This is a genomic window from Deltaproteobacteria bacterium (assembly GCA_016178705.1).
Taxonomy (GTDB): domain Bacteria; phylum Desulfobacterota; class Binatia; order HRBIN30; family JACQVA1; genus JACOST01.
The window spans coordinates 96352-120659 of the sequence record JACOST010000008.1 but is presented as its reverse complement, the minus strand read 5'-3'; the positions used below and the strand labels follow the sequence as shown (position 1 = coordinate 120659).

Genomic DNA, 24308 nt, shown 5'->3' with positions numbered 1-24308 from the left:
CGCGGGCGCGGGTCCTTACAGGCGGCGGACGTTGACAGTCGGGACGCCTTCGATACGCAAATCGTCCTTGTCAGGCTTGCTGTGCCGAGAGGGCTTGCCGGCATCGGCCTTGGCGGCTTCGCGCAGGTCGAGGTTTTTGATGCGGATGCGCAGATTGTTCGCGCTGTCGGCGTTGGCCAGCGCGTGCTCTTCGGTGATTCGACCCTCGGCGTAGAGATCGTAGAGCGCCTGGTCGAATGTCTGCCCGCCTTCGAGCATGCTCTGCTGCATGGCGTCTTTGAGGACGTCGACCTCACCCTTCTTGATCAGGTCGCGGATGCGCGGCGTATCGATCAGGATCTCGAGCCCAGCGACCCGTTTGCCATCGACCCCCTGCACCAGGCGCTGCGAGATGATCGCGCGCAGATTGAGCGACAGTTGGAGGAAAATTTCCGGGTGACGCATCGCCGGGAAGAAGTTCATCACCCGCTCGATCGCCTGGTTGGCATTGTTGGAGTGGAGGGTCGCGACGCACAGGTGGCCGGTCTCGGCGAAGGTGATGGCGGCTTCCATCGTCTCGAGGTCGCGCACTTCGCCGATCAGGATCAAGTCCGGTGCCTGGCGCAAGGTGTTACGCAGGGCCTCGCTGAACGAGACGGTGTCGAAGCCGACTTCGCGTTGGCTGATGAGGCAGTGTTTGTGCGGGTGGACAAATTCGATTGGATCTTCGATCGTGACGATGTGACCGCGGGTGTGATCGTTACGGTAGTCGATCATCGCGGCCTGGGTCGTCGATTTACCGGAGCCGGTGGCTCCGGTGACGAGCACGAGTCCGCGGCGACTGAGCACAATGCGTTTCAGCACTGCGGGTAAGCACAGTTCGTCGATGCTGGGAATCTGCGTTTTGATTTGGCGGATTACGACGGCGACCGCGCCGCGTTGGCGGAAGACGTTGACGCGAAAGCGGCCGAGCCGGCCGGACGCCAACGCGAGGTTCATCTCGAGCCGCTCTTCGAACGTGGCACGCTGGCGCTCGGTCATTACCGCGTTGGCGAGCTCTTCGACCTCGGGCGCGGTGAGGATTTCGTCCCCGTAGTTCTCCGTGATGCCTTCGATGCGCAACACCGGTGGACTGTCGGCGGTGAGATACAGGTCGGACGCGCCACGCACGCCCATCTCGCTCAGGAGCGTTCGGATGTCGTGCATCGATTGGTCACGCGCGTCCGACCAGCGGGCTGGCGGAGCGGGGCGGCGGTACGAGCTTCGCTCGCGCTTCTCCACCGGCGGCTTTGAACAAGTTGGGGGTCAGGGTCTTGGACTGCGCCTCTTCAATGGTCACCATGTTCTTGTTGACCAGATCGACCAGCGCCATGTCCAGCGTCTGCATGCCGACATTCTGACCCGTCTGCATGGCCGATGGCAACTGGTGGACCTTGCCTTCGCGGATTAGGTTGCGCACCGCCGGCGTGCCCATCAGGATCTCCAACGCCGCGATGCGTCCGCCGACGCGCTGCTTCAGCAACGTCTGGGTGATGACCGCCTGAATCGACTCCGCAAACATCGTGCGGATTTGCTCTTGCTGCGCGGCAGGGAACACGTCGATGACTCGGTCCACCGTCTTCGGTGCGCTCGAGGTGTGGACGGTGGCGAACACCAAATGCCCGGTTTCGGCCGCGGTCAACGCCAGCGAGATGGTTTCGAGGTCGCGCATTTCGCCGACCAGAATCACGTCGGGATCCTCGCGCAGCGCGCCGCGCAATGCGTTGGCAAACGACTGCGTGTGCGGGCCCAGTTCGCGCTGGTTGATCAGGCACTTCTTCGATTCGTGGACGAACTCGATCGGATCTTCGATGGTCAGAATGTGACCTTCGTAGGTAATGTTAATGAAGTCGATCATGGCCGCCAGCGTCGTCGATTTACCCGAGCCGGTCGGACCGGTCACCAACACCAGTCCCTTCTCCTTTTCGCAGATGTCCTTCAAGATCGGGGGCAGGCTGAGCTGGTCCATGGTCATGACTTTTGACGGGATGAGCCGGAACACCGCAGCATCGCCTTTGCGTTGGCGAAAGACGTTGACGCGGAAGCGCGCCAGATCGCCCAACTCGAAGGAAAAATCGACATCGTGGGTCTCGTCGTAGGCCTTGCGTACCGAGTCCGACATGATGTCGAACACCATATGCCGGGTCTCTTCCGCCCCCAGGGCAGCGTGTTCGAGCCGCTTCATGTCCCCGTGCAGACGCAACATCGGCGGTTCGCCAGCGCTCAGATGAACGTCCGAGGCGCCTTGCTGATGTGCGAACGTGAGTAACTGCGTGATATCCATACCTCGACCCCTCCGTCGAATGGCACTGCTCTAAGCAATCAACACGCCACACGCCAGTGCGTGCCGACGGGGAAAACGCGGGCCTGAGTGGCCAGCTGGAGCCCAGATCCGTGCCGGCGAAAGGTCGTTGATCGTTAATTAGGTAACGCGTCCCGAGAACGGTCCGCAGCCGTTAGTGGAGACTCAGCAGCATCGTCTTGAGCAGCACGTTGCTCACCGCGTGGTAGACCGTCGGCACCAAGACGTTGTCGGTACGCTCACGCAGCCAGCCGTACAATAGTCCGGGAAAGAAGACGATGAGTTGTCCGGGCCCGCCCAACGGGACGTGGCAGAGTGCGAACAGCGCCGCGCCGAACACCAGGCCGAGACCCCACGCGGCGCCGAACGTGCGGTAGGGGCGGCCGAAACTCGCGTTCAGTTGCGACTGCAAATAGCCGCGGAAGAAGAACTCCTCCGGCAGCGCGACTCCCAGCAGCTGGTCCCACAACAACATCGGTAACCGTTCCGGCAGGGCGAACGTGAAGTGTTGCCCGAACCACACGCGCGCCAACAGGATATGTCCCATCGCGTAGGGGACGAAGATGATCGCACAGGTCAGCAGATGGAATCGTGGTGTGCCCCACATCGTGCGCGCTGAGAAATCCAATCCGTAGTCGGCATAGGTGCGCCGTTGCATCGTGATGACGGCGAACGGTACCAAAAACCAGAGAGCGGGCTCGCGCGCGTACAGCGCCAGCGGCAACGTGACCGCCAGCAGCGCGAGCGCTTCGAGGCTGGGACTCCAGAGCTTCGGCAGGATATCGGTGTCGGCGCGCTTCACGGTCCCGGATCTTCGACGATCACGGTGGGCAACCCGAGCGGTGTGATCGTGCGCGCGATCTCGACCGCGTCAACTCGTCGCGCAAACCGTCCCACGCGTACGCGGTAGTAGCACCCTTGCTCGCCCTTGAGCGTCGCCACACGGACATAGGCGAATCGCTTCTCCAGGCTGGCTTTGAGCTGTTCCGCGTTGCGCGGATCGGCGAACGCACCGACTTGGAGCGCGAATGCCGCGGTCTCCGTCCGGGCGTTCCGCTGGCCGAGCACTTCGAGTCGGACGGGGGCGGTGCCTGGTCCGATCATGCCGAGCGATCGTGCCGCGGCATGCGACAGATCGATAATGCGACCGTCGACGAACGGCCCGCGATCGTTGACGCGAACTTCAACCGAGCGGCCGTTCTCCATGTTGGTGACCGCGACGCGCGTGCCCAATGGCAGCGTCTGGTGCGCGGCGGTCAACTCGTCTTGGTCGAAGATCTCGCCGCTCGACGTTGGGTTGCCATGAAAGCCTGGGCCGTACCACGACGCGATGCCGGTCTGGGTTGTGCCGGTAACGGCGCTGCTCGACGCAGGGCGCGGGCCTCCGAACAGCCCGCATCCGGACAGCCCAATCGCGGTCACGGCCGCGGCCGCTACCACCCACCGCCGCATACGTGGCGAGTTATACCGGAGCCGGTAGGTTTTGACGAACGCCCGCCGCTCTCAAGTTCCAGCGACGGTCATGCGCGCGATCTTGATGGTCGGCGCCGAAACCGAATGTCGCAGATCGAGATCGCTGCCGAGGCATTCGATGGTGCGGAACATCTCCAACAGGTTGCCGGCGATGGTGATCTCTTCCACCGCGTATGCCAACTCGCCGTTGACGATCCACTGACCGACGACTCCGCGCGAGTAGTCTCCGGTCACCGGGTTGACACCCATGCCGATCAACTCAGTGACGTAGAGTCCCGCCGGTACGCTGCGAATGATCTCCGCCGCCGACAACGTACCGGCAACTGGAAACATGTTGGTGGTGCCCACGTGCGGCGCATCGCCGATCGAGCGACTGGCGCTGCCGGTGCTGCGGCTGCTGAGCTTGCGGGCGGAGTAGGTATCGAACAGGTAGCTGGTCAACACGCCGCGGTCGATGATGGTGTTGCGCCGCGTCGCGAGACCTTCGCCGTCGAACGGCTTCGAGCCGAGTCCACCGACGAGCGTGCCATCGTCGTACACGGTGAGAAACTCCGGGGCAATGCGCTCGCCCAACTTACCGATGAGGAACGAGCTGCCCTTGTAGAGTGAATAGCCCGACACCGCGCCGGCCAAGTGGCGCAACAGACTCCCCGCGGTCTCGGGGTCGAAGACGACGGGGACTTCGCAGGTCGGCACTTGGCGCGCACCGAGGCGGCGCACCGTGCGCGCGGCGGCTTTGCGGCCGATAGCTTCGGGCGATTCGAGCGCGGCCAGCTTGCGGTGTGACGAATACCAGTAGTCGCGTTGCATGCTGCCGTTCTCGGTGGCGATCGGTACCGCCGACAGCGAGAAACCGGAATCGCGATAGCCGCCGACGAATCCGGTACTGGAGGCATAGAGCACGCGATCGTGTCCGGCGCCGAACTCTGCGCCTTCGGAATTGGTGATGCGTGGGTCTGCGCCGCGCGCGGCGTCTTCGGCGCGACGCGCCAGCTCGATTCCGTGCTCGGGTGTGACGGTTTCCGCGTCGGGATCGTACAGGTCGAGATCGGGAATCGCACGGGCGAGATCCTCCGCTGGCGGCAGACCGCCGAACGGGTCCGGTGCAGTGACGCGCGCCAGGGCGCAGGTTTCTTCCGCTAGCTGTGTCAGCGAGTCGCGGCTGAAGTCGGCGGTGGCGGAGATCGCGGTCGATTGCCCGACGAACACGCGCAAGCCGAGATGCTTGGCGCGCGCACGTTTGATCTTTTCGATTTCGCCCAAGCGAACGCCGACCGACAGCGAATCGCCCTCGGCGACCACAACGTCAGCGCTGGTAGCGCCGTGGCGCTTCGCCGCGGTGAGCAACACCTCAGCGATGTCTTCGAGGGCCTGCGCGCTCATGTGCGCGTTCCACCCACGGTGATACCGTCGATGCGAATGGTTGGCAGCCCAACGCCGACCGGGACCGACTGCCCATCTTTGCCGCAGGTGCCGATGCCCTCGTCGAGCTGCAGGTCGTTGCCGACCATACTGACGCGCTTGAGCGCCTCGGGTCCGCTGCCGATCAAGGTGGCGCCTTTCACCGGCCGCGTGATCTGCCCACCTTCGATCAGGTACGCCTCGGTGGCCGAGAAGACGAACTTGCCGTTGGTGATGTCCACCTGTCCGCCGCCGAAGTACGCCGCGTAGAGGCCGTGATCGACCGAGCGAATGATTTCGTCCTTCGTCGAGTCACCGGCGAGCATGAAGGTGTTGGTCATGCGCGGCATCGGCAGGTGCGCAAAACTCTCGCGCCGCCCGTTGCCGGTGAGCGGCACGCCCATCAAGCGCGCGTTGAGGCGATCCTGCAGGTAGGCGCGCAGGATGCCTTTCTCGATCAGTACGGTGCGACCGGTCGGTGTGCCTTCGTCGTCGACGTTGAGCGAGCCGCGACGATTCGCGATCGTGCCGTCGTCAACCACGGTACAGAGCTCCGAGGCCACGCGCTCGCCGATGCAACCGGCGAACGCCGACGTGCCCTTGCGATTGAAATCGCCTTCGAGTCCATGACCGACGGCTTCGTGCAGCAAGACGCCGGGCCAGCCTGGCCCAAGGACGACGGTGAGCGATCCAGCCGGCGCGTCGACCGCGTGCAGGTTGCGCAGCGCTTGCTCGGCGGCAGTGCGCGCGAAGCGCAGGTAACGCTCGCCTTCGGTGAGAAAGTCGAACTCGACGCGGCCGCCGCCGCCGTACGTGCCGTGCTGGCGCAGCGAGCCTTCCTCCGCGATGCAGGTGACATTCAGGCGCAGGAGCGGTTGCACGTCGCCGACGATGAAGCCGGCCGAGCCGGCGATCAGCACCAGTTTGCGCTCGACGCCGAGCGACGCGAACACGTTTTTGATGCGTGGATCGTGGCGCCGCGCGGCGATGTCGATCTGGTTCAGTAGCGCGATCTTCTCGTTCAGCGCGACGTCGAGCGGTGAATGATCGAGTTGGTAGAGGTCGTGCCCCAATGTCTGTCCGCGAATCGCGACCGACTGGCTCGCGCCGCCTTCTTGCGCGATCGCTTGCGCGCTGCGCGCCGCCAGTTGCAGGTTCTCGACCGTGACGTCGTCGGAATGGGCGTAGCCGGTTTTGTCGCCCGCAACCACGCGCACGCCGACGCCTTGCGAGACGTTCTTGTTGGCCTTCTTGACGATGCCGTCTTCGAGACTGAAGCTCTCGACGGTACGAAACTCGAAGTAGAGATCGGCGAAGTCGGCTTGGCGCGCGATCGCGCCGCCGACGATCTGTTCGAGCAGACTCTGACTCAAGCCGAAGCGATCGAGGAAGAATCGTTCCGGCGCGACGACCGGCGGTGTGGTGCTCATGGCAAATTCATCCTTGCAATTGACTTCTCAAACTGGATAGCATGCCGCCGTCAAGTACACGAGCCGGTCATGCGCAGTTCACGGGGGAGGGGAACGTGAGTCAGCGGTTGCTCGACGCAGCACCATACGCGAGTCTGCACGAATGCGTGGGGCTGCGGGTCAATGTCTTTCGCGCGATGCACACGCCCGGCGTCTTTCTCGACGACGAGCAATCGGTACTGGCGCTGCGCGAGGATGAGTTCGCGTTGACCGTCCGCATCGTCTTCGATGTTGTGCTCGACTACTTCTACGTGGCGGCGTGCCAGTGGTATCACAGCACGCTGACGCGCGCGCCCGACGACGAAGTGCCGGAGTCGGTGCGCGCGAACCTGCTGCGCCGCTTCGCCGCCTTACTCGCCTAGATCGGATGGATCGTGTCGGTGGCCGAGGACACGCTCGCCGCGCTCGATCGGCTGTTCACGCAAATGATCGCGCAGCAGGAGAGCAAGCTGCTGCGCATGGCGCGTGAAGTGGTTCCCGATCTCACGTCCGAGGATCTCCGCAACCCGCACGATTTTCCCGCGCTCGTGCGCGATCCGGAGTTCAACTACGAAGACGGCCAGCTCGCCGGTCTGCGCGCCGCGCACATGGCGGCCCGCGCGGAGCTGCAGGGCCACGTCGAGTCGTCGAGTCGATGAGGTCGAGTCATCGCTCGCTCGCGCCGGTTGCGAGCGCGGCACGGGGCGGACTATAACCGCCGCGTATGCCCAATAACTCGGGTAAAGGGGCGCTCGGGGCTCTCCTCGACGTGGTGGAGCAGGCCGGCCCGTTTGTCATCCTGCCGCACGACAACCCGGACCCCGACGCGCTCGCCAGCGCCGCGACGCTACAGTACATCGTCAAGCATCGGCTCGGGAAGGATTCCGTCATCGCCCTCGGCGGGATCGTCGGGCGGGCAGAGAACCGCGCGATGCTAACCTACCTCAACATCAATCTCGTTCCGGTCGGCGACATTCCGTTCGCGCGCGACACCGTCGTCGCGTTGGTCGACACGCAACCGGGGCGTACCAACAACTCGCTTCCCGAAGGCTTCCCGCCGGCGGTGGTGATCGATCATCACCCGGCCTACTGCGATACGCATCAGGTTCCATTCTTCGACTTGCGTGATGAGTACGGCGCCACCTCCACGATTCTCACCGAGTACCTGCAAGAGTCGCGGTTGGAAATCGAACCGAAAATCGCCACCGCGCTCTTTTACGGGATCGCGGCGGAAACCCAAGACCTTGGCCGCGAAGCGACGCAGGCGGACATTCACGCCAGCCAGTTTCTCTATCCGCACACCAACAAGCGGCGTCTGGCGAAGATCGAGAACGCGCGCGTGCCGCGCGAGTACTTCCGCGGCTTCCGCGACGCTATCGAGTCGGCGGTGATCTACGACGACAAGGCCGTGATCACCTCGATCGGCGAGGTGCGCTATCCCGACATGGTGGCTGAAGTTGCCGATTTTCTTTTGCGGCTCGATCAGGCCGAATGGACCGCGGCGATGGGCTACTATCAGGGCGCGCTGTACGTGTCGCTGCGCACGGTCAATCGCGACGTCAACGCCGGCGAGCTGCTGCAAAAGGTCCTCGGCAGCCACCACGCGGGCGGCCACGATCAAATCGCCGGCGGACGCATGCCGGTTCCCGACGGCGACTGGCAGCCCGCTGCGCAGCACGTCCGCGAGCGGCTGATCGCCGCGCTTGGCATCGAGAAGAAGAGCGCGACCGACTTGGTCGCGTAACGACCGCCGCGCGACTCTCACGGTCGCGCGCTTCGCACCCTCGATACGATCGCTTTGCGATCTACTCGGGCAAACGGGTGTTGGAGTTCCTGACCCGCACCGCTTCCCCGAGTAGTCGTCCCGAGTAGAAGCCGAAGGCTTCGTATCGAGGGACGGCGTATCGAGGGGCGACTTTGGTGGGAAGCTCGCTAGCCCTGCGCAGCTTCCCTGGAGACTACGATCGGCGTCGTGCGAGTGTGCCCGGCCTTGTGAACACACCGTCGGTCGCGATGCTCTTGAACGTGCAATAGCGATCGAGGCCCGGGGCGCCGAGTTGGCAGGCGAGTTCGAGCATGAGGGCATCGTCGGTCAGACCGATGCGCGGAATGAAGTCGGGGATGAGGTCCATTGGCTCGATGAAGTAGAACAGCGCGGCGGCCAGCAAGCTGACGGTGTAGAGGGGGATCTGCGGGCACTCGCCGGCGGTGTGGTCGACCAACAGTTCCAGCGCGACATCGACCTGGCGGTGAAACCGCGGGTGCTGCACCATGTCGAGCTTGGCTTTGTGGCGAATGGAATCGACCTGAGTGAGTAACGTGCGAATGTCCTCGGGCGCCACCACTTCAGACTGCGCGACGAGATACGCGCGCACCGCGCTCAGTGGCACCAAGGGTTTGCGGCGCGACGGAGGAGTCGGGCGGGCGGCTGCTCGCTTTGGTGTGGGAGCGCGGCGCGGCATGGCGGGAACAGACTACGGCTCGCCGTGCGAGTCAAGCCGCGCATCTGAGCCGCTGAGCCCACGCTAGGGTTGTCATGCGGCGGGCGTGACGATAGTGGAGCCGACCGTGCGCAGCGACGACGAACCCGAAACCCCCGCGCAACTCGGCTACCGCATGCCGGCCGAGTTCGAGCCGCACGCGGCGACCTGGATTGCCTGGCCGCATCATGGCGCGGACTGGCCGGGGAAGATCGCCGCGATTCACTTCGTCTACGTCGAGATCGCGCGCGCGCTCGCGCGCAGCGAGCCGCTGCGGATCATCGTTAAGGACGTTGTTGCGCGCGTGCGCGTGCGGCGGTTACTGGCCAAGGCGTACGTACCGCTCAGGCAGATCCGGTTCTTCATCATCCCGACCAATCGCGGTTGGACCCGCGACTTCGGTCCCATCTTCGTCCGACGCGGGCGTCGGATCGCGATCACCGACTGGCGGTTCAATGGCTGGGCGAAATATCGCAACCATCAGCTCGACGACGCCGTCAACGCCAAGCTGGCTCGCCGACTGCGGCTGCCGCGGTTCGTGCCGACCGTGCAGGGCGAGCGCGTCGTGCTCGAAGGCGGCAGCATCGACGTCAACGGCCGCGGCTCGCTGCTGACGACGGAAGAGTGTTTGCTCTCACCAATCCAAGCACGCAATCCGCGCTTGTCGCGCCAACAGATCGAGGAAGCTCTGGCCGATCATCTCGGGGTGACGAATATCTTGTGGCTCGGCCGCGGCATCGCTGGTGACGACACGCACGGTCACGTCGACGATCTCGCGCGTTTCGTCGATCCGCGCACCGTCGTCACCGTCGTCGAACCGAACCGACACGATGAGAATCACGCGCCACTGGCCGACAACCTGCGACGGCTCAAAGCGATGCGCGATCAAGACGGTCGCCCGCTCGCAATCGTCGAGCTGCCGATGCCCGAGCCGATTCGATACGAGGCGCTGCGTTTGCCGGCGAGCTACGCCAACTTCTACATCGCCAACCAGTCGGTGTTGGTCCCAACCTTCAACGACCCGCACGATCGTGTCGCCCTCGACACGCTCGCGAAACTGTTCTCAACCCGCGAGATCATCGGCATCCACGCCGTCGACCTCGTGTGGGGTTTGGGAACACTCCACTGCCTGACGCAGCAGCAGCCGCGCGGCGACGTTGACTGAGGCGCTCAGCTCTGGCGGTCTCGCAAGTAAACGCTGCACCTGGTCTCCGTGCGCTACGCAACGTTTCGAATCCGCTTGCGCCGGACGGATACCTTGCCGCGGCTGACCTCGATTTCAACGCTCTCTCCATTCGCGAACGGAAGTGTTTGGTGATCGTGCTCAACGGTGACGTCGTCGAACTCGACGCCGAGCAATTCCCCGTTGGGCGCAAACCACCCGACGCCGGCGCCGCTTCTGGCATCTACGGCGTCGCCGTATGGCCCCGGGTACCAGTAGACCGACAACGGGCCGGAGCCCTCGAAGTGGCGGAACGAGATGCTGGGCTTCTTCATCATAGGAGCCTCCTGAACTTGCGGTGCGCGCCGCCGAACGCGCCGTCCCGTTGGGTTACATGCTGGCGAAAAAGGCGCGTGTGACCTTCACAACGGCCAGCAGGTAGCGGCCGTCCTCCAATCGATAGAACAGACGATATTGCCGTGGGCTCTTGGCGTCATCAACGAGTACCGCCGTGGGGTGCATGAGGACGCGCTCTACGAGTTTGAGCAGGAGGTCGCGCGGCAAGGGGAAATGGCGCCTGGCGTGATCCAGCTCGGCGTCGCCGATGACCACGCGGTCGTGCGTGGCAGCAGTAACAACGCTGGCAACTCCTCGCGGCAGCATGCAACTACAATAGCTTGGAGGCTGGTGCGGTTCCAAGGCCGGTGACGCTCCTGCGCGTTCCTGGGTGAGAAGGGGTGCCTGTCCTACTGAATCGTCCACGTCAAAGCGAAATCCTTGTCTACGCCTGCCCATGACTGGTATCCCTCTGCCCAGCCATGAGTACAGATGCGGACACTCCACGCCGCTTCGACGTCGCCCTCTCGTTTCCGGGCGAGCATCGGGAATTTGTGAAACAGGTGGCAGGCCATCTGGCCGCCCAATTCACCACGGATCGGGTACTCTACGACAAGTACCACCAGGCGGAATTCGCTGCGCCGGACTTGGATGTCTATCTGCCCAATCTCTACCGCACGCAGTCGGAGCTGATCGTGCTCTTTCTCTGTCCGGAGTATGCCGCCAAGCGTTGGTGCCGGCTTGAATGGAGATTCATCCGCCAGATGCTCGCCACGGTGGAGGCACGGAGAATCATGTTCCTCAGCTTCGGAAACCCTGGAGATGTTACCGAACTCGGCATTCTCAGTGGAGATGGATACATCGACATCGACACCAGCAACGCGAAGGAAATCGCGGAAGAGATTCTCAAGCGCCTCTCCCTCAACCAAGGCATCACCCCGCCACGGAAACCACCCGACTCGACCCCGACTCCTGCCAGCAGGTTCGACATCTCCCGCATCATCAAATACGCCCCGGCGGAACTCATCGGCCGCGAGGCGGAAACAAAGCTGCTCTCCGACGCCTGGGCGAAGGTCCGCAACGCCGCCGCACCGCGCCCGCACGTGCTCACCTTCGTCGCCCTCGGCGGCGAGGGGAAGACTTCGCTGGTGGCGAAGTGGGCGGCGGAGTTGGCGGGTCAGGACTGGTCGGGGTGCGACGCAGTCTTCGCGTGGTCTTTCTACAGCCAGGGCACGCGCGAGCAGGCCGCGGCATCGTCCGACGTGTTTCTCAAGGAAGCGCTCACCTTCTTCGGCGACGCGGCGATGGCGGGCAGTGCGCAGGGCGCGTTCGACAAAGGCCGGCGGCTGGCGCAGCTCGTCGGTGAGCGGCGGGCGCTGCTCATCCTCGACGGCCTGGAGCCGCTGCAATACGCGCCCACCTCACCCACGCCGGGCGAACTCAAAGACCAGGGTCTCGCCGCCCTGCTCAAAGGGCTGGCCGCCACCAGCCACGGCCTGTGCGTCGTCACCACTCGGTATTCCATCCCCGACTTGCGCGCCTACTGGCAGACCACCGCGCCGGAAGTGAAGCTCACGCGCCTGTCCAAGGACGCCGGCGTGGCGCTGCTCAAGCGACTCGGCGTGACGGGGAATCAAAAGGAATTCGCGGCGCTGGTGGAAGACGTGCAAGGCCACGCGCTCACCTTGAACCTGCTTGGCGCTTACCTCCACGACGCGCATGCCGGGGACATCCGCAAGCGCGACCTCGTGAAGTTTGAGGAAGCCGACGCCGAGGAACAGGGCGGCCACGCCTTCCGTGTGATGGATGCGTATGTGCTGTCGTACGAAAGCGAGGGGGAGAAAGGCAAGCGCGCTCTCGCCCTACTGCGACTGCTCGGGTTGTTCGACCGGCCCGCGACCGCCGACTGCCTGGCCGCGCTGCTGAAGGCTCCCGCCGTCCCGGGCCTGACCGGGGCGCTTGTCCGGATCAGCGAGGCGCAGCGGAACGTGGCCCTCACCCGGCTGGAGACCGCGAAGCTACTCACGGTGAACCGGGACGCGGCCGGCACGCTGGTCTCGCTGGATGCCCACCCGCTGCTGCGCGAATACTTCGCCCGGCAACTCCGCACGCGGCAGCCCGAGGCCTGGCGCGGCTCGCACCGGCGGCTCTACGAACACCTCTGCGCGAGCACGAAGGAAGGCGACCAGCCCACCCTCGAAGACCTCCAACCGCTCTACCAAAGCGTGGCCCACGGCTGCCAGGCGGGGTGGCAGCAGGAGGCGTGTGACAAGGTCTTCTTCTCGCGCATCCAGCGTGGAAACGAAATCTATAGCGTGAGAAAACTCGGGGCGCTTGGTTCCAACCTGGGAGCGATCGCCTGCTTCTTCGAGACCCCGTGGAGCCGCGTCTCGCCCGCGCTCACGGAAGCCGACCAAGCCTGGCTGTTGAATGCAGCCGCCTTCACCCTGCGCGCCTTGGGCCGGCTGACCGAGGCCCTCGATCCGATGCGGGCTGCAACAGAATGGGCGGCCAAGAAGAAGGACTGGGAGCACGCTGCCGCGGGCGCCAGCAACCTGAGCGAGCTGGAGCTGACGCTGGGCGAGGTGGCCGGGGCGGTGGGGGACGCCGAGCAGTCCGTGACCTACGCCGACCGCAGCGGCGATGCTGGCATGTGGAATATTGTGCGCACGACCCATGCCGACGCCCTGCACCAGGCGGGCCGCCGGGCCGAGGCGGAGGCGCGCTTCCGCGAGGCCGAGCAGATGCAGGCCGAGAGTCAGCCCGGCTACCCGCTGCTGTATTCGGTGCAGGGCTTCCAGTATTGCGACCTGCTCTTGACGGAGGCGGAGCGTGCCGCGTGGGAACTGTTGTTGAATTCGAAATCCGAAGTCCGAAATCCGAAATTGGTTGAGGCATGCCGCGCGGTCGAGCAGCGCGCGGCGCAGACGCTCAAGTGGGAGGAAGGAATGCGCGGCGCTCCTATTCTCGACTTCGCGCTTCACCACCTCACCCTGGGCCGCGCTGCGCTCTACGCGGTGATCTTGGAAAAGTCCGAAATCCAAAACCCGAAATCGGAAATTGATCAGGCCGTGGCCGGCCTCCGACGCGCCGGCACGCAGCACATGATTCCCCTCGGCCTCCTCACTCGCGCCTGGCTGCGGCTTCTCACCGGCGCGCGCATCGGCCCCGAGAGTGCCCAGAGCGACCTGGACGAAGCCTGGGACATCGCCGAGCGCGGCCCCATGAGGCTGTTCATGGCGGATATTCACCTGCATCGCGCCCGGCTCTTTGGAATGCGGAATGCGGATTCCGGGATGCGAAATGAAGGGGCGGCTTATCCGTGGGAATCGCCGCAAGCCGATCTCGCCGCAGCGGAGAAACTCATCAACGCTTGCGGCTACCATGGCCGCGACGAGGAACTCGCTGATGCGAAGAAGGCAATCCTCGGTTCGTAGCCGGTGCCTCGCGAGTTGAATGCTTCGCGGCGCAGTCTTCGAAGCGTTAGACCGTCAATCACACTCGGTCGATTCGAAATCCCACGCGCGGGAAGTGCACTACCACGTCACCGACTTCCGCTGCGTTGCGGCGGATGGCGATCTCATGCACCGACGACATCACTACCGTGCCCGCGACCGGATCGAAGCCGTAGTCGTCTGGGGTGACGCTGACCTTCTCGCCGGGTTTGAGGCCGCTCGGGTCGTTCGGGTCGGCGGCTTCTTTCGTCGTGCTCGTGCTCTCGTGGGCGATGCGTAACGCGTCGGAGGCTCATCCCGCAGGGTCCTTCGGATGGTGTCGCGCAGAACATGCTGGTATTGAGGGGTAGCGAGGTCATCATGGACTACCGCAGTCGAATTGTTCGGAACCGCAAGGTGTGTGGCGGTGAGCCCGTCGTCAAGGGTACGCGCGTGACGCTTCGCACCGTGTTGGCGAGTCTGGCGGAAGGTGCGAGCACCGAGGAAATCCTTGCCGACTTCCCCACGCTCACCGCAGATGACGTCCGTGCGGTCATTGCCTTCGCTGCCGCCTCTGCCGAGGAAGACCTGCCGGCCTCCGCGATTCCAGCCAAACTGTGAGAATCAAACTCGACGAGAACATGCCCGTCGCGTTGGTGAAGCGCCTCGTGGCGCTTGGGCATGATGTGGACAGTGTGCCTGACGAAGGTCTCGCGAGCCGACCCGATTCGGATATCTGGGCAGCCGCACAGCGCACGCGCCGATTCTTGATCACGCAGGACCTCGACTTCTCCGACCTGCGCCAGTTCGCACCGGGTACGCATCACGGCTTGCTGCTGGTTCGATTGAACCAGCCTGGGCGGCGTGCTCTCGCGGAGCGGGTAGGTGCCATCTTCGCGAGCGAAGAAGTGGAGCGATGGCGCCGCTGCTTCGTGGTCGCCACAGGCCGCAAAATCCGCGTCAGGCGACCAGCGCGGCGCCCCCGTTGATTCTGGCTGGGCAATTCCTCCGCGTATGAGCGTCAATCACGCTCGGTCGACGCGAAATCCCACGCGCGGGAAGTGCACCACTACCTCACCGACTTCTGCTGCCTGCCGCCGGATGGCGACCTCGTGCACTGACGACATCACTACCGTGCCCGCGACCGGATCGAAGCCGTAGTCGTCTGGAGTGACAGCAACCTTGTCGCCCGGCTTCAAACCGCTGGGATCGTTCGGATCGATGACTTCCTTCGTCGCGCTGTTGCTCTCACGCGCGATGCGCAACGCGTCGGCGGGGTCCATGTCGCTGCGTTGGCCGTGACCCATGGCTTTGATGCGTTCCGACCAGGCGATCAGCTTGGGGAACTCGTCGAACACCGTCGCCGCCGGCGGCACGTTCCGCAGGAACCAGACCGGGTGGTAGCACGCCGCGTCGGCCAAGCTGAACCGCTGACCGAGAAGGAAGGCGCGGCCGTCACTGAGCTGTGCGTTGAGCCAGGCCGCGAAGCCACGACACTGCTCCTTCGCGTACGGTGCCAGCTTCGGAATGTCGGCGAAGTTGCGGCCGGGCATCATCTTGGTGCGATCGTCGATGAATGCCTGCGGCAGGTTGTCGCCGAGGAGCGCGAACAGCACTGGGATGGTGGAGAAGAAGAACAACCGGTCCGCCCACATCCCGATGGCGTGGCACGCGCCCTCGCTGTTGTCGGGATAGAGTGTCGGCTCGGGATGTAGCCCTTCGATAATGCGCGCGATGAGCTGCGTATCGCAATACACGTCGGCGCCGATCTGTAGCACCGGAATTTTGCGGTAGCCGCCGGTGAGCGGGATCAGTTGCGGCTTCGGCATGATGGTCGGCTGCTCGACCGCGCGCCACGCCAGATGCTTGTGCGCGAAGATCTTGCGGATCTTCTCGGAGAACGGCGAGGTGTCGTACTGGTGCAAGATCAAATCGGCCATGGGTTCCTCCGGAGGTGAATCGTTGAGTTCATCGCATCATCGCGTGATTGGGGTCTTTTGGGGTCATTGAGGTATTGGCGGCGCTGAGTCAACCAGCGCCCCTCGATACGCGACCGCCCTTCGATACGAAGCCATTCGGCTTCTACTCAGGACTGCTACTCGGGGAAACGGATGGATCTATCCACTACCTGCAGTTTATGGTTCCGCTTTCCCGAGTAGTCCGCGCAGCGGGCGTATCGAGGGACGCTTTGATCTCGGCACGAACAGTCTCCTCGCATTCGCTTCTCCAGACTCGATCCAAGGCGCGCCGCGCGGCCGCATCGTCGATCTGCGACAGCGCCCAGGCGGCGTGCGCACGTACGAGTGGTGACGGGTCAGTGTCCAACGCTGTGCTCAGACACGACACCGCGCGTGGATTCCGGCTGTTGCCCAACGCCACCGCCACGTTGCGGACGAAACAATCGCGACTCGCGCGGCTGACCGCGCTCCCTGCGAAGCGGCGTTGGTAGGTGTCAGCGTCGAGCGCCAGGAGATCGGGAAGATACGGATGCAACTCTTCCGCTGTGTGCGATCGCTGCGTGTCATTCCACGGGCAGACCTCCTGACAAATGTCGCAGCCGAAGATCCACTCGCCCATCTTGGAGCGGAGCTCGCGCGGGATCACGCCGCGGTACTCGATGGTGAGGTACGAGATGCATAGCCGCGCGTCCATGACGTAGCCGTCCTTGAGTGCCCCGGTCGGACACAGATCGAGGCAGCGGCGACAGGTACCGCAGTGATCGGCGACGATCGGCTCGGGGTCGAATTCGAGATCGGTAAAGATCTCGCCGAGGAAGAACCACGAGCCTTCGTGTTGGTGGAGGATCGTGGTGTTCTTGCCGAACCAGCCGAGCCCGCCGAGGTTCGCCCACTCGCGCTCGAGGATCGGACCGGTGTCGATGTACGTGCGCGTCCCGGCCGCGCCGAGTGCACGGACCGAGGCGGCGAGTTGCTCGAGTTTGCCGCGGACGATGTCGTGATAGTCGGGACCGAACGCGTAGGCGGCGATGCGTCCGCGCATCTCCGCGCGCCAATCGATCGCCGCGGGACGCGTCGGACGATACGGAAATCCCACCGTGATGACGCTACGCGCGGTCGGCAGCACGCGCGCCGGATCGAGGCGCTTCTTCAAGCCACGACCGAGGTAGCTCATGTTGCCGGCGTTGCCGTCCTTCAGCCACGTGCGCACGAACTCGCCGTGCGGGGGCGGCTGTAGTGGGGCGAAGCCGCACAGCGGGAAGCCGAGCTGTCGCGCGTCCCGGCGAATCGCAGCCTTCACATCAATGCCTATCATTGAACGGTGCGGCCTTGCGCACCGAACGCTACCGTCGATGCTCGTGAACCAGGCGGTCCCAACTGGCGATTCGCTCTTCGTCTTCGCCGAGCATGTCGACCAACGACCGGCGGACAAAGTCGACGTCGAACACGTCGCCGCGAATCTCGATGAGACGGCCGACGTCGGCGATGTCCTTCGGACGATGAAACAACATCTTGAACACCGCGAGACTTTCCGCGGACAGCACCCACGTGTCGCGATCGACCATCCGGACGCGTTGACGCCGCGCCAGCGCCTCGGCGTAGAAGGGCACGCTCGGGACAAAGACATCGATGCGATACTCTCCGTGGCGGACGACGAACATCCCGCGCTCCCGCGCGGCCTGCAGCGCGGCAGGCCGATCGAGCGTGACGCCGCACGCTTCCAACAAGCGAAATGCGGGCTCGAAATGTTCCATATCGAGCCAGATGTTGAGATCGATATCGCGCGTTGCCCGGGGCTCGGCCCACGCGCTGTATGCGATGGCGCCCCCCAACGCGTACGGAATCTGCGTCGCCTCGAAGGCGTCGATCAATCGCTCGACGACATCAACGAGACTACCGAGCTGATCGCGCACGACGCGCCTCGTCAACTAGACGCAGCCAGGTTCGCTCGGCCTGTGGCGACATCGGCTCCTGGCGCGCCAGAACCTCGCGTCGATCGTGCCGGTTTTCGAGAATGCGCCGGCTCAGCTCGCACACCTCAACAAAACAAGCCAGACGTTGCACAGGCGTCATCGCCGCGTAACGTTCGGTATCGGAGAGATCGCTGGTCTTACCGACCCATGGTGGAATGTCCGAGCGCATGTCGGAAGTATAGGAGGGAGCGACGGATGGTACAACCAACCCGAACGACACCGGCCAGTCGGTGATTGACTCTCAGCGGCGCATGAGTCTAGTGACGTTGCCGGCCGGTTGCGGCCGCGATACTGCCGACTACTAAGGGAGTCTGACTATGGGAGACATTCGCTACGACAATCGCGTTGCTGTCATCACCGGAGCGGGCGGCGGCTTGGGAAAGACGTACGCGCTGTTGCTCGCCAGTCGCGGCGCCAAAATCGTCGTCAACGATCTCGGCGGCAAGTCCGACGGCACCGGCGCCGGCCACAGCATGGCGGACGTGACGGTGAAGGAGATTCGCGACAAGGGTGGCGAGGCGGTTGCCAACTACGACAGCGTCTCCACGCCGGAAGGCGGCGAGGCGATCATCAAGGCCGCGCTCGACACCTTTGGTCGCGTCGACATCGTCATCAACAATGCCGGTGTGCTGCGCGACAAGACTTTCGTCAAGCTCACCCCCGAGGAGTTGAACATCGTCCTCGACGTGCATCTCAAGGGCGCCTTCTACGTCAGCCAGCCCGCGTTTCGCGCGATGAAGACGCAGAGCTACGGGCGCTTCGTATTCACCGCGTCGGCCGCCGGACTGTTCGGCAACTTCGGCCAGACCAACTACGGAGCGGCCAAGATGGGACTCGTCGGCCTGTCCAACGTGCTCGCCGTCGAAGGGATGAAGAACAACATCCTGAGCAACGTCATCGCGCCGATCGCGAAGACGCGCTTGACCGAAGAGCTGCTCGGTCCGCTGGCTGAGTTCGTCAAACCCGATCTGGTCACGCCGCTCGTTGCCTATCTCGTCTCCGAGCAGTGCGAGACCACGCACGAAATCTTTTCAGTCGGCGGCGGCCGCTTCGCCCGCATCTTCATCGGTCTTACACCGGGTTGGTTCGCCGGCAAGGAAGTTGTTCCGACCGTCGAGGACATCGCCGAGCACCTCGGAGAGATTCGCGGCACGGACCAGTACATCATCCCGGGAGGTATCGGCGACGAGATGCGGCAGTTGGCGAAGTTGCTGCGGTAGGATCCCGCGTTGACAACGGCGATGAACAATTGTTAGGTGATCCGCGATTCAATTCCCCGAGGAACGGCTTCATACTTCCGCCAGGAGCGTTTGTGCCACCGATCAAGGGTCTGAAACTACTCGATCTCTCTCGCCAACTGCCCGGCCCGTTCGCGTCGATGATGCTCGCCGACCTGGGGGTCGATGTGTTGGTGATCGCCGCGCCCAACGACGTGATGGGCGTCGGCATTCCGATGATCCAACGCAACAAGCGCAGCATGACGCTCAATTTGAAATCGCCCGAGGGCAAGGAGATCTTCAATCGCTTGGCCAAAGATGCCGACATCATTCTCGAGGGCTTTCGACCTGGCGTAACCGACCGGCTCGGCATCGACTATGCCACCATGGCGAAGATCAATCCGCGGCTCGTCTACTGTTCGATATCCGGTTACGGGCAAGATGGTCCGTACCGCAACAAGGTCGGCCACGACATCAACTATCTCGGATACGCGGGTGTGCTCGGCGTCTCGGGTCCGCCCGATGGCCCGCCGGTTTCCGCCGGCGTGCAGATCGCCGACATCGGCGGCGGTGCGCAGATGGCGGTCATCGGCATGCTCGCGGCCTTGCTCGCACGCGATCACACCGGTCGCGGCCAGTTCGTCGATGTGTCGATGATGGATGGGGCCGTGACGTGGAACGTATTCCACATCCTGATGCACCTGGTCTCCGGCCAGCAACCGCAACGCAGCAAGACGCGCCTCACCGGCCATCATCCGTGCTACGCGATCTACGAGACCAAGGACGGCAAGTACGTCACCGTCGGCGCGCTCGAAGAACATTTTTGGAAAAATCTTTGCGTGGCGCTCGGGGTCGATGAGTTCATCCCGGATGAATTCGCGGAAGGTGCGCGGCGCGAAGAAATGTTTCGAGTGATCCGCGCGAAGTTCAAGAGCAAGACCCAGAAGGAGTGGCTCGACATCCTCGATCCGATCGACATCTGTTTCGGGCCGGTCAGCGACATCGCGGAGGTGTTCGAGGATCCGCAGGTGAAGCATCGTGGCCTGCTGCCGGTGGTCGAAGGCCAGCGCGCCCTCGGATCACCGCTCAAATTCTCCGACACGCCGCCGCGCACGCCATCGCTGCCGCCCGACTTCGGCCAACACACCGGGGAAGTGCTGCAGCAACTCGGCTTCGGGGACGCTGACATCGAGCGATTGAGGTCGACGCGGGTGATCTAGGAAGCGGAAGTTTTACAACGGATTAAACGGATTGAACGGATTGGCAGAGATGAGTGGTTGTGAATTCAAGGCTTCGCTCTGTTTAATCTGCTCAATCCGTTGTTGAGGTCACCATGCCAGGCATTATCGGATTCGGTTCGTACATTCCACGCTATCGCTTGCCGCGTGAGGTGATCGCGAAGGAGTGGGGGCAGCCGTCGATGGGCGGCGAGAAGGCCGTCGCCAATCATGACGAGGACAGTCTGACACTCGCGGTCAATGCCGCGACCAACTGCTTCGCCGACACGTCGCCGGCGAAGTTGGACGCGGTGTTCTTCGCGTCGACGACGTCGCCGTATCGCGAGAAGCAAGCCGCGGCGACGGTGGCGGCGGTACTTGATACCGGCGCACAAGTGCGGACGACTGACTTCTGCGACAGTCTGCGCGCCAGCACTTCGGCGTTGCAGGCCGGCCTCGATGCGCTCAGCGCCGGTGCGCAGCGGGTGTTGGTGTGCGCCGGCGATTGCCGCATGGGCGAGCCCGACAGTCCGGCGGAACAGAATTGTGGCGATGCGGGCGCGGCGATGTTGCTTGGCAACAGCGCGGTCATCGCTGAGGTGCTCGGTTCGTTCAGCGTCAGTGAGGATTTCCACGGCACCTGGCGCACCGACGGGCAAGACTATCTGCATTCGTTTCCCGGCGGATTCGAAACCAAGTTTGGGTACGCACCGTTCGTTAGCGCCGCGATTCAAGGCGTGCTCAAGCGCTGCAACTTGACCGCGGAGCAGATCACCGCGGCGGTGATCGCGGCGCCGAATCCGCGCGCGATCGCCGGCGTCGCGAAGGCGGTCGGGCTCGATCCAAAGAAACAGATCGCCGACACGCTGTGGGCGCTACTGGGTGACACCGGTACAACGCAGCCGCTGCTGTTGCTCGCCGCCGCGCTCGAACGCGCGAAGCCCGGCGATGTCATCCTCCTCGCCAGCTACGGCGACGGCGCCGATGCGTTCGTGTTCAAAGTGACCGACGCGATTGCGAGCTATCACACCGCCCGCAGCGCCTACTCGCAAATCGAAACCAAGCGCCACCTGCCGTCGTACGGCAAATACGCGCGCTTTCGAAAATTGATCCGCAAGGAAGACCACAACGCCGATCTCTCGACCCCGGTCGTGTTGTTTCGCGATCAGAAGGCGGTGCTGCCGCTTTACGGCGGCCAGTGTCCCAAGTGCCGGACGGTGCAGTTTCCCAAGCACCGCATCTGCGTTGAGTGCGGCCATCGCGACGGCCTCGACGACGTGAAGCTGTCGCGTCGCGGCACGCTGTTCACCTTCACCAACGACTTTCTGTTCGACTCGCCCGACCAGCCGGTGACGCACGCGGTGGTCGAACTCGACGGCGGCGGGCGGGTGTACGTGCAGATGACCGACTGTCCGGCCGAGCAAGTCGAGATCGACATGCGGCTCGAGTTGACGTTTCGCAAGTACCACCAAGGTTTTGGCATGAACAACTACTTCTGGAAGGCGCGGCCAGCCGCGTAACCACGGAGGCTCACCATGAACATTCGTGACAAGGTGGCGGTGATCGGCGTTGGCTGCTGCAAGTTCGGGGAGAACTATCACCAGAGCGCCGAGGACATGATCGTCGACGCGGCGGTGGAGGCCTACCGGGACGCCAACATCGAGCCGAATCAGATTCAAGCCGCCTGGGTCGGTACTATCGGTTCCGGCACTGCGGGCACCGCGCTCGGCGATCCGCTCAAGCTGTTCAACATTCCGATCACGCGCGTCGAGAACTATTGTGCGTCGGGCATGGACGCGTTTCGCAACGCCTGCATGGCGGTGGCGTCCGGGATGTACGACGTCGCGCTCGCGCTCGGTTTCGAGAAGCTGCGCGACTCGGGCCAGCGCGGCTTGGGAACCTTCGGCACGCATCCCGTGATCGGCCACGGTACGACCGCGCCGAGTCTGTTCGCGATGGCTGCGAATCGCTACTTCAAGACCTACGGCATCGGCAAGGACGCCTTGGCGAAAGTCGCGCTGAAGAATCATCACAACGGCACGATGAGTCCGAAGGCGCACTTCCAGATGGAGGTGACCGAAGAACAAGTGCTCAAGGCACCGCTGATCTGCAGCCCGCTCGGTCTGTTCGATTGCTGCCCGACCACGGACGGGGCTGCGGCCGCGATTGTGTGCCGCGCCGATCTCGCGAAAAACTTTCGCCCCGATGCCATCAAGGTGAAGGGCATCGGTTTGGCGGTGACCAGCGGCGAGCCGTACATGAAACCCGGCTTTGCGTATACCGGCTTTCCCGCAACGACGATGGCGGCGCAGTCGGCGTACGAGCAGGCGGGGGTGACCGCGAAGGACATCGACCTCGCCGAGGTGCACGATTGCTTCACCATCACCGAAATCCTCAACTACGAGGATTTAGGATTCTGTGGCCGCGGCGAAGGTGCACACTTTGTCGGCGAAGGCCGCGCCAGCATCGGCGGCGAGTTGCCGGTGAATCCGAGTGGTGGCTTGAAGTCGTTCGGCCATCCCATCGGCGCGACCGGCATTCGCATGATCTACGAGGTGTGCCAGCATTTGTGGGACAAGGCCGGGAAGCGACAGGTCAAGAACGCGGAACTCGGCCTCGCGCACAATCTCGGCGGGCCGGGCTCCGTTGGCTGCGTGACTATTCTGGGTAACTCCTAATTTGGCGATTCGTGACAGTGGAGGACTAGATGGATTTTGGATTCAGTGAAGAACAAGAGATGCTGCGCCAGAGCGCGCGCCAGTTTCTCGAAACCGAGTGCGCGATGACTTACGTCCGCAAGATGATGGACGACGACCGCGGCTTCTCCGACGAGCAGTGGAAGAAGATGGCTGGGCTGGGGTGGCAAGGGTTGATCGTCCCCGAAGAGTTCGGTGGCGCTGGCCTCGACATGGTCGACCTCATCGTCGTGCTCGAAGAGATGGGCCGTGTGGTCATGCCGGGGCCGTTCTTCGCGACCGCGATGTTCGGCGCGATACCGTTGTTGCTCGGCGGCAGCAAGGCGCAACGCAAGAAGTATCTTCCCGGCATCGCCGACGGCAGCCTCAAGGCCACCCTGGCGCAGGTTGAAGAGAGCGGTCGCTGGGACGCGCCGGGCATCACCTTGCCGGCGGTGAAGACCGCCACCGGGTTCGAACTGTCGGGCACCAAGCTGTTCGTTCACGATGCGCACAACGCCGATCTGCTGCTCGTGCCAGCCCGCACATCTGGCAAGAGCGAAAAGGGCGTCACCCTGTTTCTCGTCGATGCCAAGGTCCCCGGCGTCTCGATCACGTTGCTCAAGACGATGGATCAGACGCGCAAGCTGTGCGAGGTGAACTTCCGCAACGTGGCGGTGGGCAAAGACGCCGTGCTGGGCAAAGTTGGCGCGGGGTGGGCGTTGCTCGATCGCGTCGTCGATCGTGCCAAGGTCGCGTTGTGCGGCGAGATGTGTGGCGGCGCTCAGAAGGTGCTCGAGATGAGTGTCGAGTACGCGAAGGTCCGTGAGCAATTCGGCAAACCGATCGGCAGCTTTCAAGCGATCCAGCACAAGTGCGCCAACATGATGGTGCAGGTCGAAAGTTCGAAATCGGCGACGTACTATGCGGCGTGGGCGGTGGCCAACGACGTGCCCGAAGCGCATCTCGCTTCGTGCATGGCGAAGGCGTACTGCTCGGACGCCTATCGCATGGTGAGCGGTGAAGGGATTCAAATCCACGGCGGCATCGGCTTCACGTGGGAGCACGACATGCACATCTACTTCAAGCGCGCCAAGGGATCGGAAGTCACCTTCGGCGACGCGACCTGGAACCGCGAACTGGTCGCGCAGGTGGTGCTCGATCAGCCGGAGTCGCTCGCCGCCGGCGCCGCTTGAATCGCCGCCGACCGCAGC

The 24308-nt window shown here is 63.7% G+C and carries 24 protein-coding genes; 12 read left to right on the top strand and 12 right to left on the bottom strand.

The genetic code is table 11. From position 1 onward, the window contains the following. Nucleotides 1–15: 15 nt before the first annotated feature. From HYR72_03930 to tldD, 6 genes are all read right to left on the bottom strand, one after another. Nucleotides 16–1185, bottom strand: coding sequence for a PilT/PilU family type 4a pilus ATPase (locus HYR72_03930; protein MBI1814103.1), 1170 nt, complete (start codon nt 1183–1185; stop codon nt 16–18). Between the two features lie 7 nt (nt 1186–1192). After that, on the bottom strand, nt 1193–2302 hold the full coding sequence (locus tag HYR72_03925) for a type IV pilus twitching motility protein PilT (protein ID MBI1814102.1): 1110 nt from the start codon (nt 2300–2302) through the stop codon (nt 1193–1195). A gap of 172 nt (nt 2303–2474) precedes the next feature. Further along, nucleotides 2475–3122, bottom strand: a complete 648-nt coding sequence (locus HYR72_03920; protein MBI1814101.1) for a CPBP family intramembrane metalloprotease — start codon at nt 3120–3122, stop codon at nt 2475–2477. Beyond that, nucleotides 3119–3772: a septal ring lytic transglycosylase RlpA family protein gene (locus tag HYR72_03915; GenBank protein ID MBI1814100.1), complete on the bottom strand. Its 654-nt coding sequence runs from the start codon at nt 3770–3772 to the stop codon at nt 3119–3121. Before HYR72_03915 ends, HYR72_03920 begins: the two co-directional genes overlap by 4 nt. A gap of 51 nt (nt 3773–3823) precedes the next feature. Then, nucleotides 3824–5176: a TldD/PmbA family protein gene (locus tag HYR72_03910; protein MBI1814099.1), complete on the bottom strand. Its 1353-nt coding sequence runs from the start codon at nt 5174–5176 to the stop codon at nt 3824–3826. After that, nucleotides 5173–6624 carry a metalloprotease TldD gene (tldD, locus tag HYR72_03905; GenBank protein ID MBI1814098.1) on the bottom strand — a complete coding sequence of 484 codons (1452 nt, stop codon included), beginning with the start codon at nt 6622–6624 and terminating at the stop codon, nt 5173–5175. Before tldD ends, HYR72_03910 begins: the two co-directional genes overlap by 4 nt. A gap of 95 nt (nt 6625–6719) precedes the next feature. Here tldD and HYR72_03900 point away from each other — a divergent pair, with 95 nt between their 5' ends. The 3 genes from HYR72_03900 (at nt 6720) to HYR72_03890 (ending at nt 8386) form a co-directional block, all read left to right on the top strand. Further along, the gene (locus tag HYR72_03900) at nt 6720–7025 is read left to right on the top strand and encodes a hypothetical protein (protein MBI1814097.1); all 306 of its coding nucleotides are present in this window, start codon (nt 6720–6722) and stop codon (nt 7023–7025) included. Nucleotides 7026–7088: 63 nt separating this feature from the next. Next, complete coding sequence (locus HYR72_03895) at nt 7089–7301, top strand: hypothetical protein (GenBank protein MBI1814096.1); 213 nt, start codon at nt 7089–7091, stop codon at nt 7299–7301. Between the two features lie 65 nt (nt 7302–7366). Continuing rightward, complete coding sequence (locus tag HYR72_03890) at nt 7367–8386, top strand: DHH family phosphoesterase (protein MBI1814095.1); 1020 nt, start codon at nt 7367–7369, stop codon at nt 8384–8386. A gap of 214 nt (nt 8387–8600) precedes the next feature. Here HYR72_03890 and HYR72_03885 read toward each other — a convergent pair whose 3' ends face one another. Continuing rightward, nucleotides 8601–9104 carry a DUF1232 domain-containing protein gene (locus HYR72_03885; protein ID MBI1814094.1) on the bottom strand — a complete coding sequence of 168 codons (504 nt, stop codon included), beginning with the start codon at nt 9102–9104 and terminating at the stop codon, nt 8601–8603. A 154-nt stretch (nt 9105–9258) separates the two neighbouring features. Between HYR72_03885 and HYR72_03880 the strand changes: the two genes are divergently transcribed. Further along, complete coding sequence (locus tag HYR72_03880) at nt 9259–10287, top strand: agmatine deiminase family protein (protein ID MBI1814093.1); 1029 nt, start codon at nt 9259–9261, stop codon at nt 10285–10287. A gap of 53 nt (nt 10288–10340) precedes the next feature. On the opposite strand, the gene HYR72_03875 is transcribed toward HYR72_03880, so the two are convergent. Continuing rightward, nucleotides 10341–10622: a hypothetical protein gene (locus HYR72_03875; GenBank protein MBI1814092.1), complete on the bottom strand. Its 282-nt coding sequence runs from the start codon at nt 10620–10622 to the stop codon at nt 10341–10343. Nucleotides 10623–10674: 52 nt separating this feature from the next. Next, the gene (locus tag HYR72_03870) at nt 10675–10947 is read right to left on the bottom strand and encodes a hypothetical protein (protein ID MBI1814091.1); all 273 of its coding nucleotides are present in this window, start codon (nt 10945–10947) and stop codon (nt 10675–10677) included. 155 nt (nt 10948–11102) lie between these two features. Between HYR72_03870 and HYR72_03865 the strand changes: the two genes are divergently transcribed. From HYR72_03865 to HYR72_03855, 3 genes are all read left to right on the top strand, one after another. Further along, nucleotides 11103–14057 carry a TIR domain-containing protein gene (locus HYR72_03865; protein ID MBI1814090.1) on the top strand — a complete coding sequence of 985 codons (2955 nt, stop codon included), beginning with the start codon at nt 11103–11105 and terminating at the stop codon, nt 14055–14057. Nucleotides 14058–14435: 378 nt separating this feature from the next. Then, nucleotides 14436–14675, top strand: coding sequence for a DUF433 domain-containing protein (locus tag HYR72_03860; GenBank protein MBI1814089.1), 240 nt, complete (start codon nt 14436–14438; stop codon nt 14673–14675). Next, complete coding sequence (locus HYR72_03855; protein ID MBI1814088.1) at nt 14672–15043, top strand: DUF5615 family PIN-like protein; 372 nt, start codon at nt 14672–14674, stop codon at nt 15041–15043. The genes HYR72_03860 and HYR72_03855 overlap by 4 nt, the downstream gene beginning before the upstream one ends. A gap of 36 nt (nt 15044–15079) precedes the next feature. Here the strand turns inward: HYR72_03855 and HYR72_03850 are convergent, their stop codons facing one another. The 3 genes from HYR72_03850 to HYR72_03840 form a co-directional block, all read right to left on the bottom strand. Then, entirely contained in the window at nt 15080–15994 is a 915-nt protein-coding gene (locus HYR72_03850; protein MBI1814087.1) for a glutathione S-transferase family protein, read from the bottom strand. A 184-nt stretch (nt 15995–16178) separates the two neighbouring features. Beyond that, nucleotides 16179–17312, bottom strand: coding sequence for a tRNA epoxyqueuosine(34) reductase QueG (gene queG / locus HYR72_03845; protein MBI1814086.1), 1134 nt, complete (start codon nt 17310–17312; stop codon nt 16179–16181). A 43-nt stretch (nt 17313–17355) separates the two neighbouring features. Then, nucleotides 17356–17925 carry a hypothetical protein gene (locus HYR72_03840; protein ID MBI1814085.1) on the bottom strand — a complete coding sequence of 190 codons (570 nt, stop codon included), beginning with the start codon at nt 17923–17925 and terminating at the stop codon, nt 17356–17358. Nucleotides 17926–18302: 377 nt separating this feature from the next. Here HYR72_03840 and HYR72_03835 point away from each other — a divergent pair, with 377 nt between their 5' ends. From HYR72_03835 to HYR72_03815, 5 genes are all read left to right on the top strand, one after another. Next, nucleotides 18303–19205 (top strand): SDR family oxidoreductase, encoded by a 903-nt coding sequence (locus HYR72_03835; GenBank protein MBI1814084.1) that lies wholly within the window; start codon nt 18303–18305, stop codon nt 19203–19205. Nucleotides 19206–19297: 92 nt separating this feature from the next. Next, entirely contained in the window at nt 19298–20422 is a 1125-nt protein-coding gene (locus HYR72_03830; GenBank protein MBI1814083.1) for a CoA transferase, read from the top strand. 113 nt (nt 20423–20535) lie between these two features. Further along, nucleotides 20536–21939 carry a hydroxymethylglutaryl-CoA synthase family protein gene (locus HYR72_03825; protein MBI1814082.1) on the top strand — a complete coding sequence of 468 codons (1404 nt, stop codon included), beginning with the start codon at nt 20536–20538 and terminating at the stop codon, nt 21937–21939. Between the two features lie 15 nt (nt 21940–21954). Next, nucleotides 21955–23097, top strand: coding sequence for an acetyl-CoA acetyltransferase (locus HYR72_03820; GenBank protein MBI1814081.1), 1143 nt, complete (start codon nt 21955–21957; stop codon nt 23095–23097). Nucleotides 23098–23126: 29 nt separating this feature from the next. Further along, nucleotides 23127–24290 carry an acyl-CoA/acyl-ACP dehydrogenase gene (locus HYR72_03815; protein MBI1814080.1) on the top strand — a complete coding sequence of 388 codons (1164 nt, stop codon included), beginning with the start codon at nt 23127–23129 and terminating at the stop codon, nt 24288–24290. Nucleotides 24291–24308 lie beyond the last annotated feature (18 nt).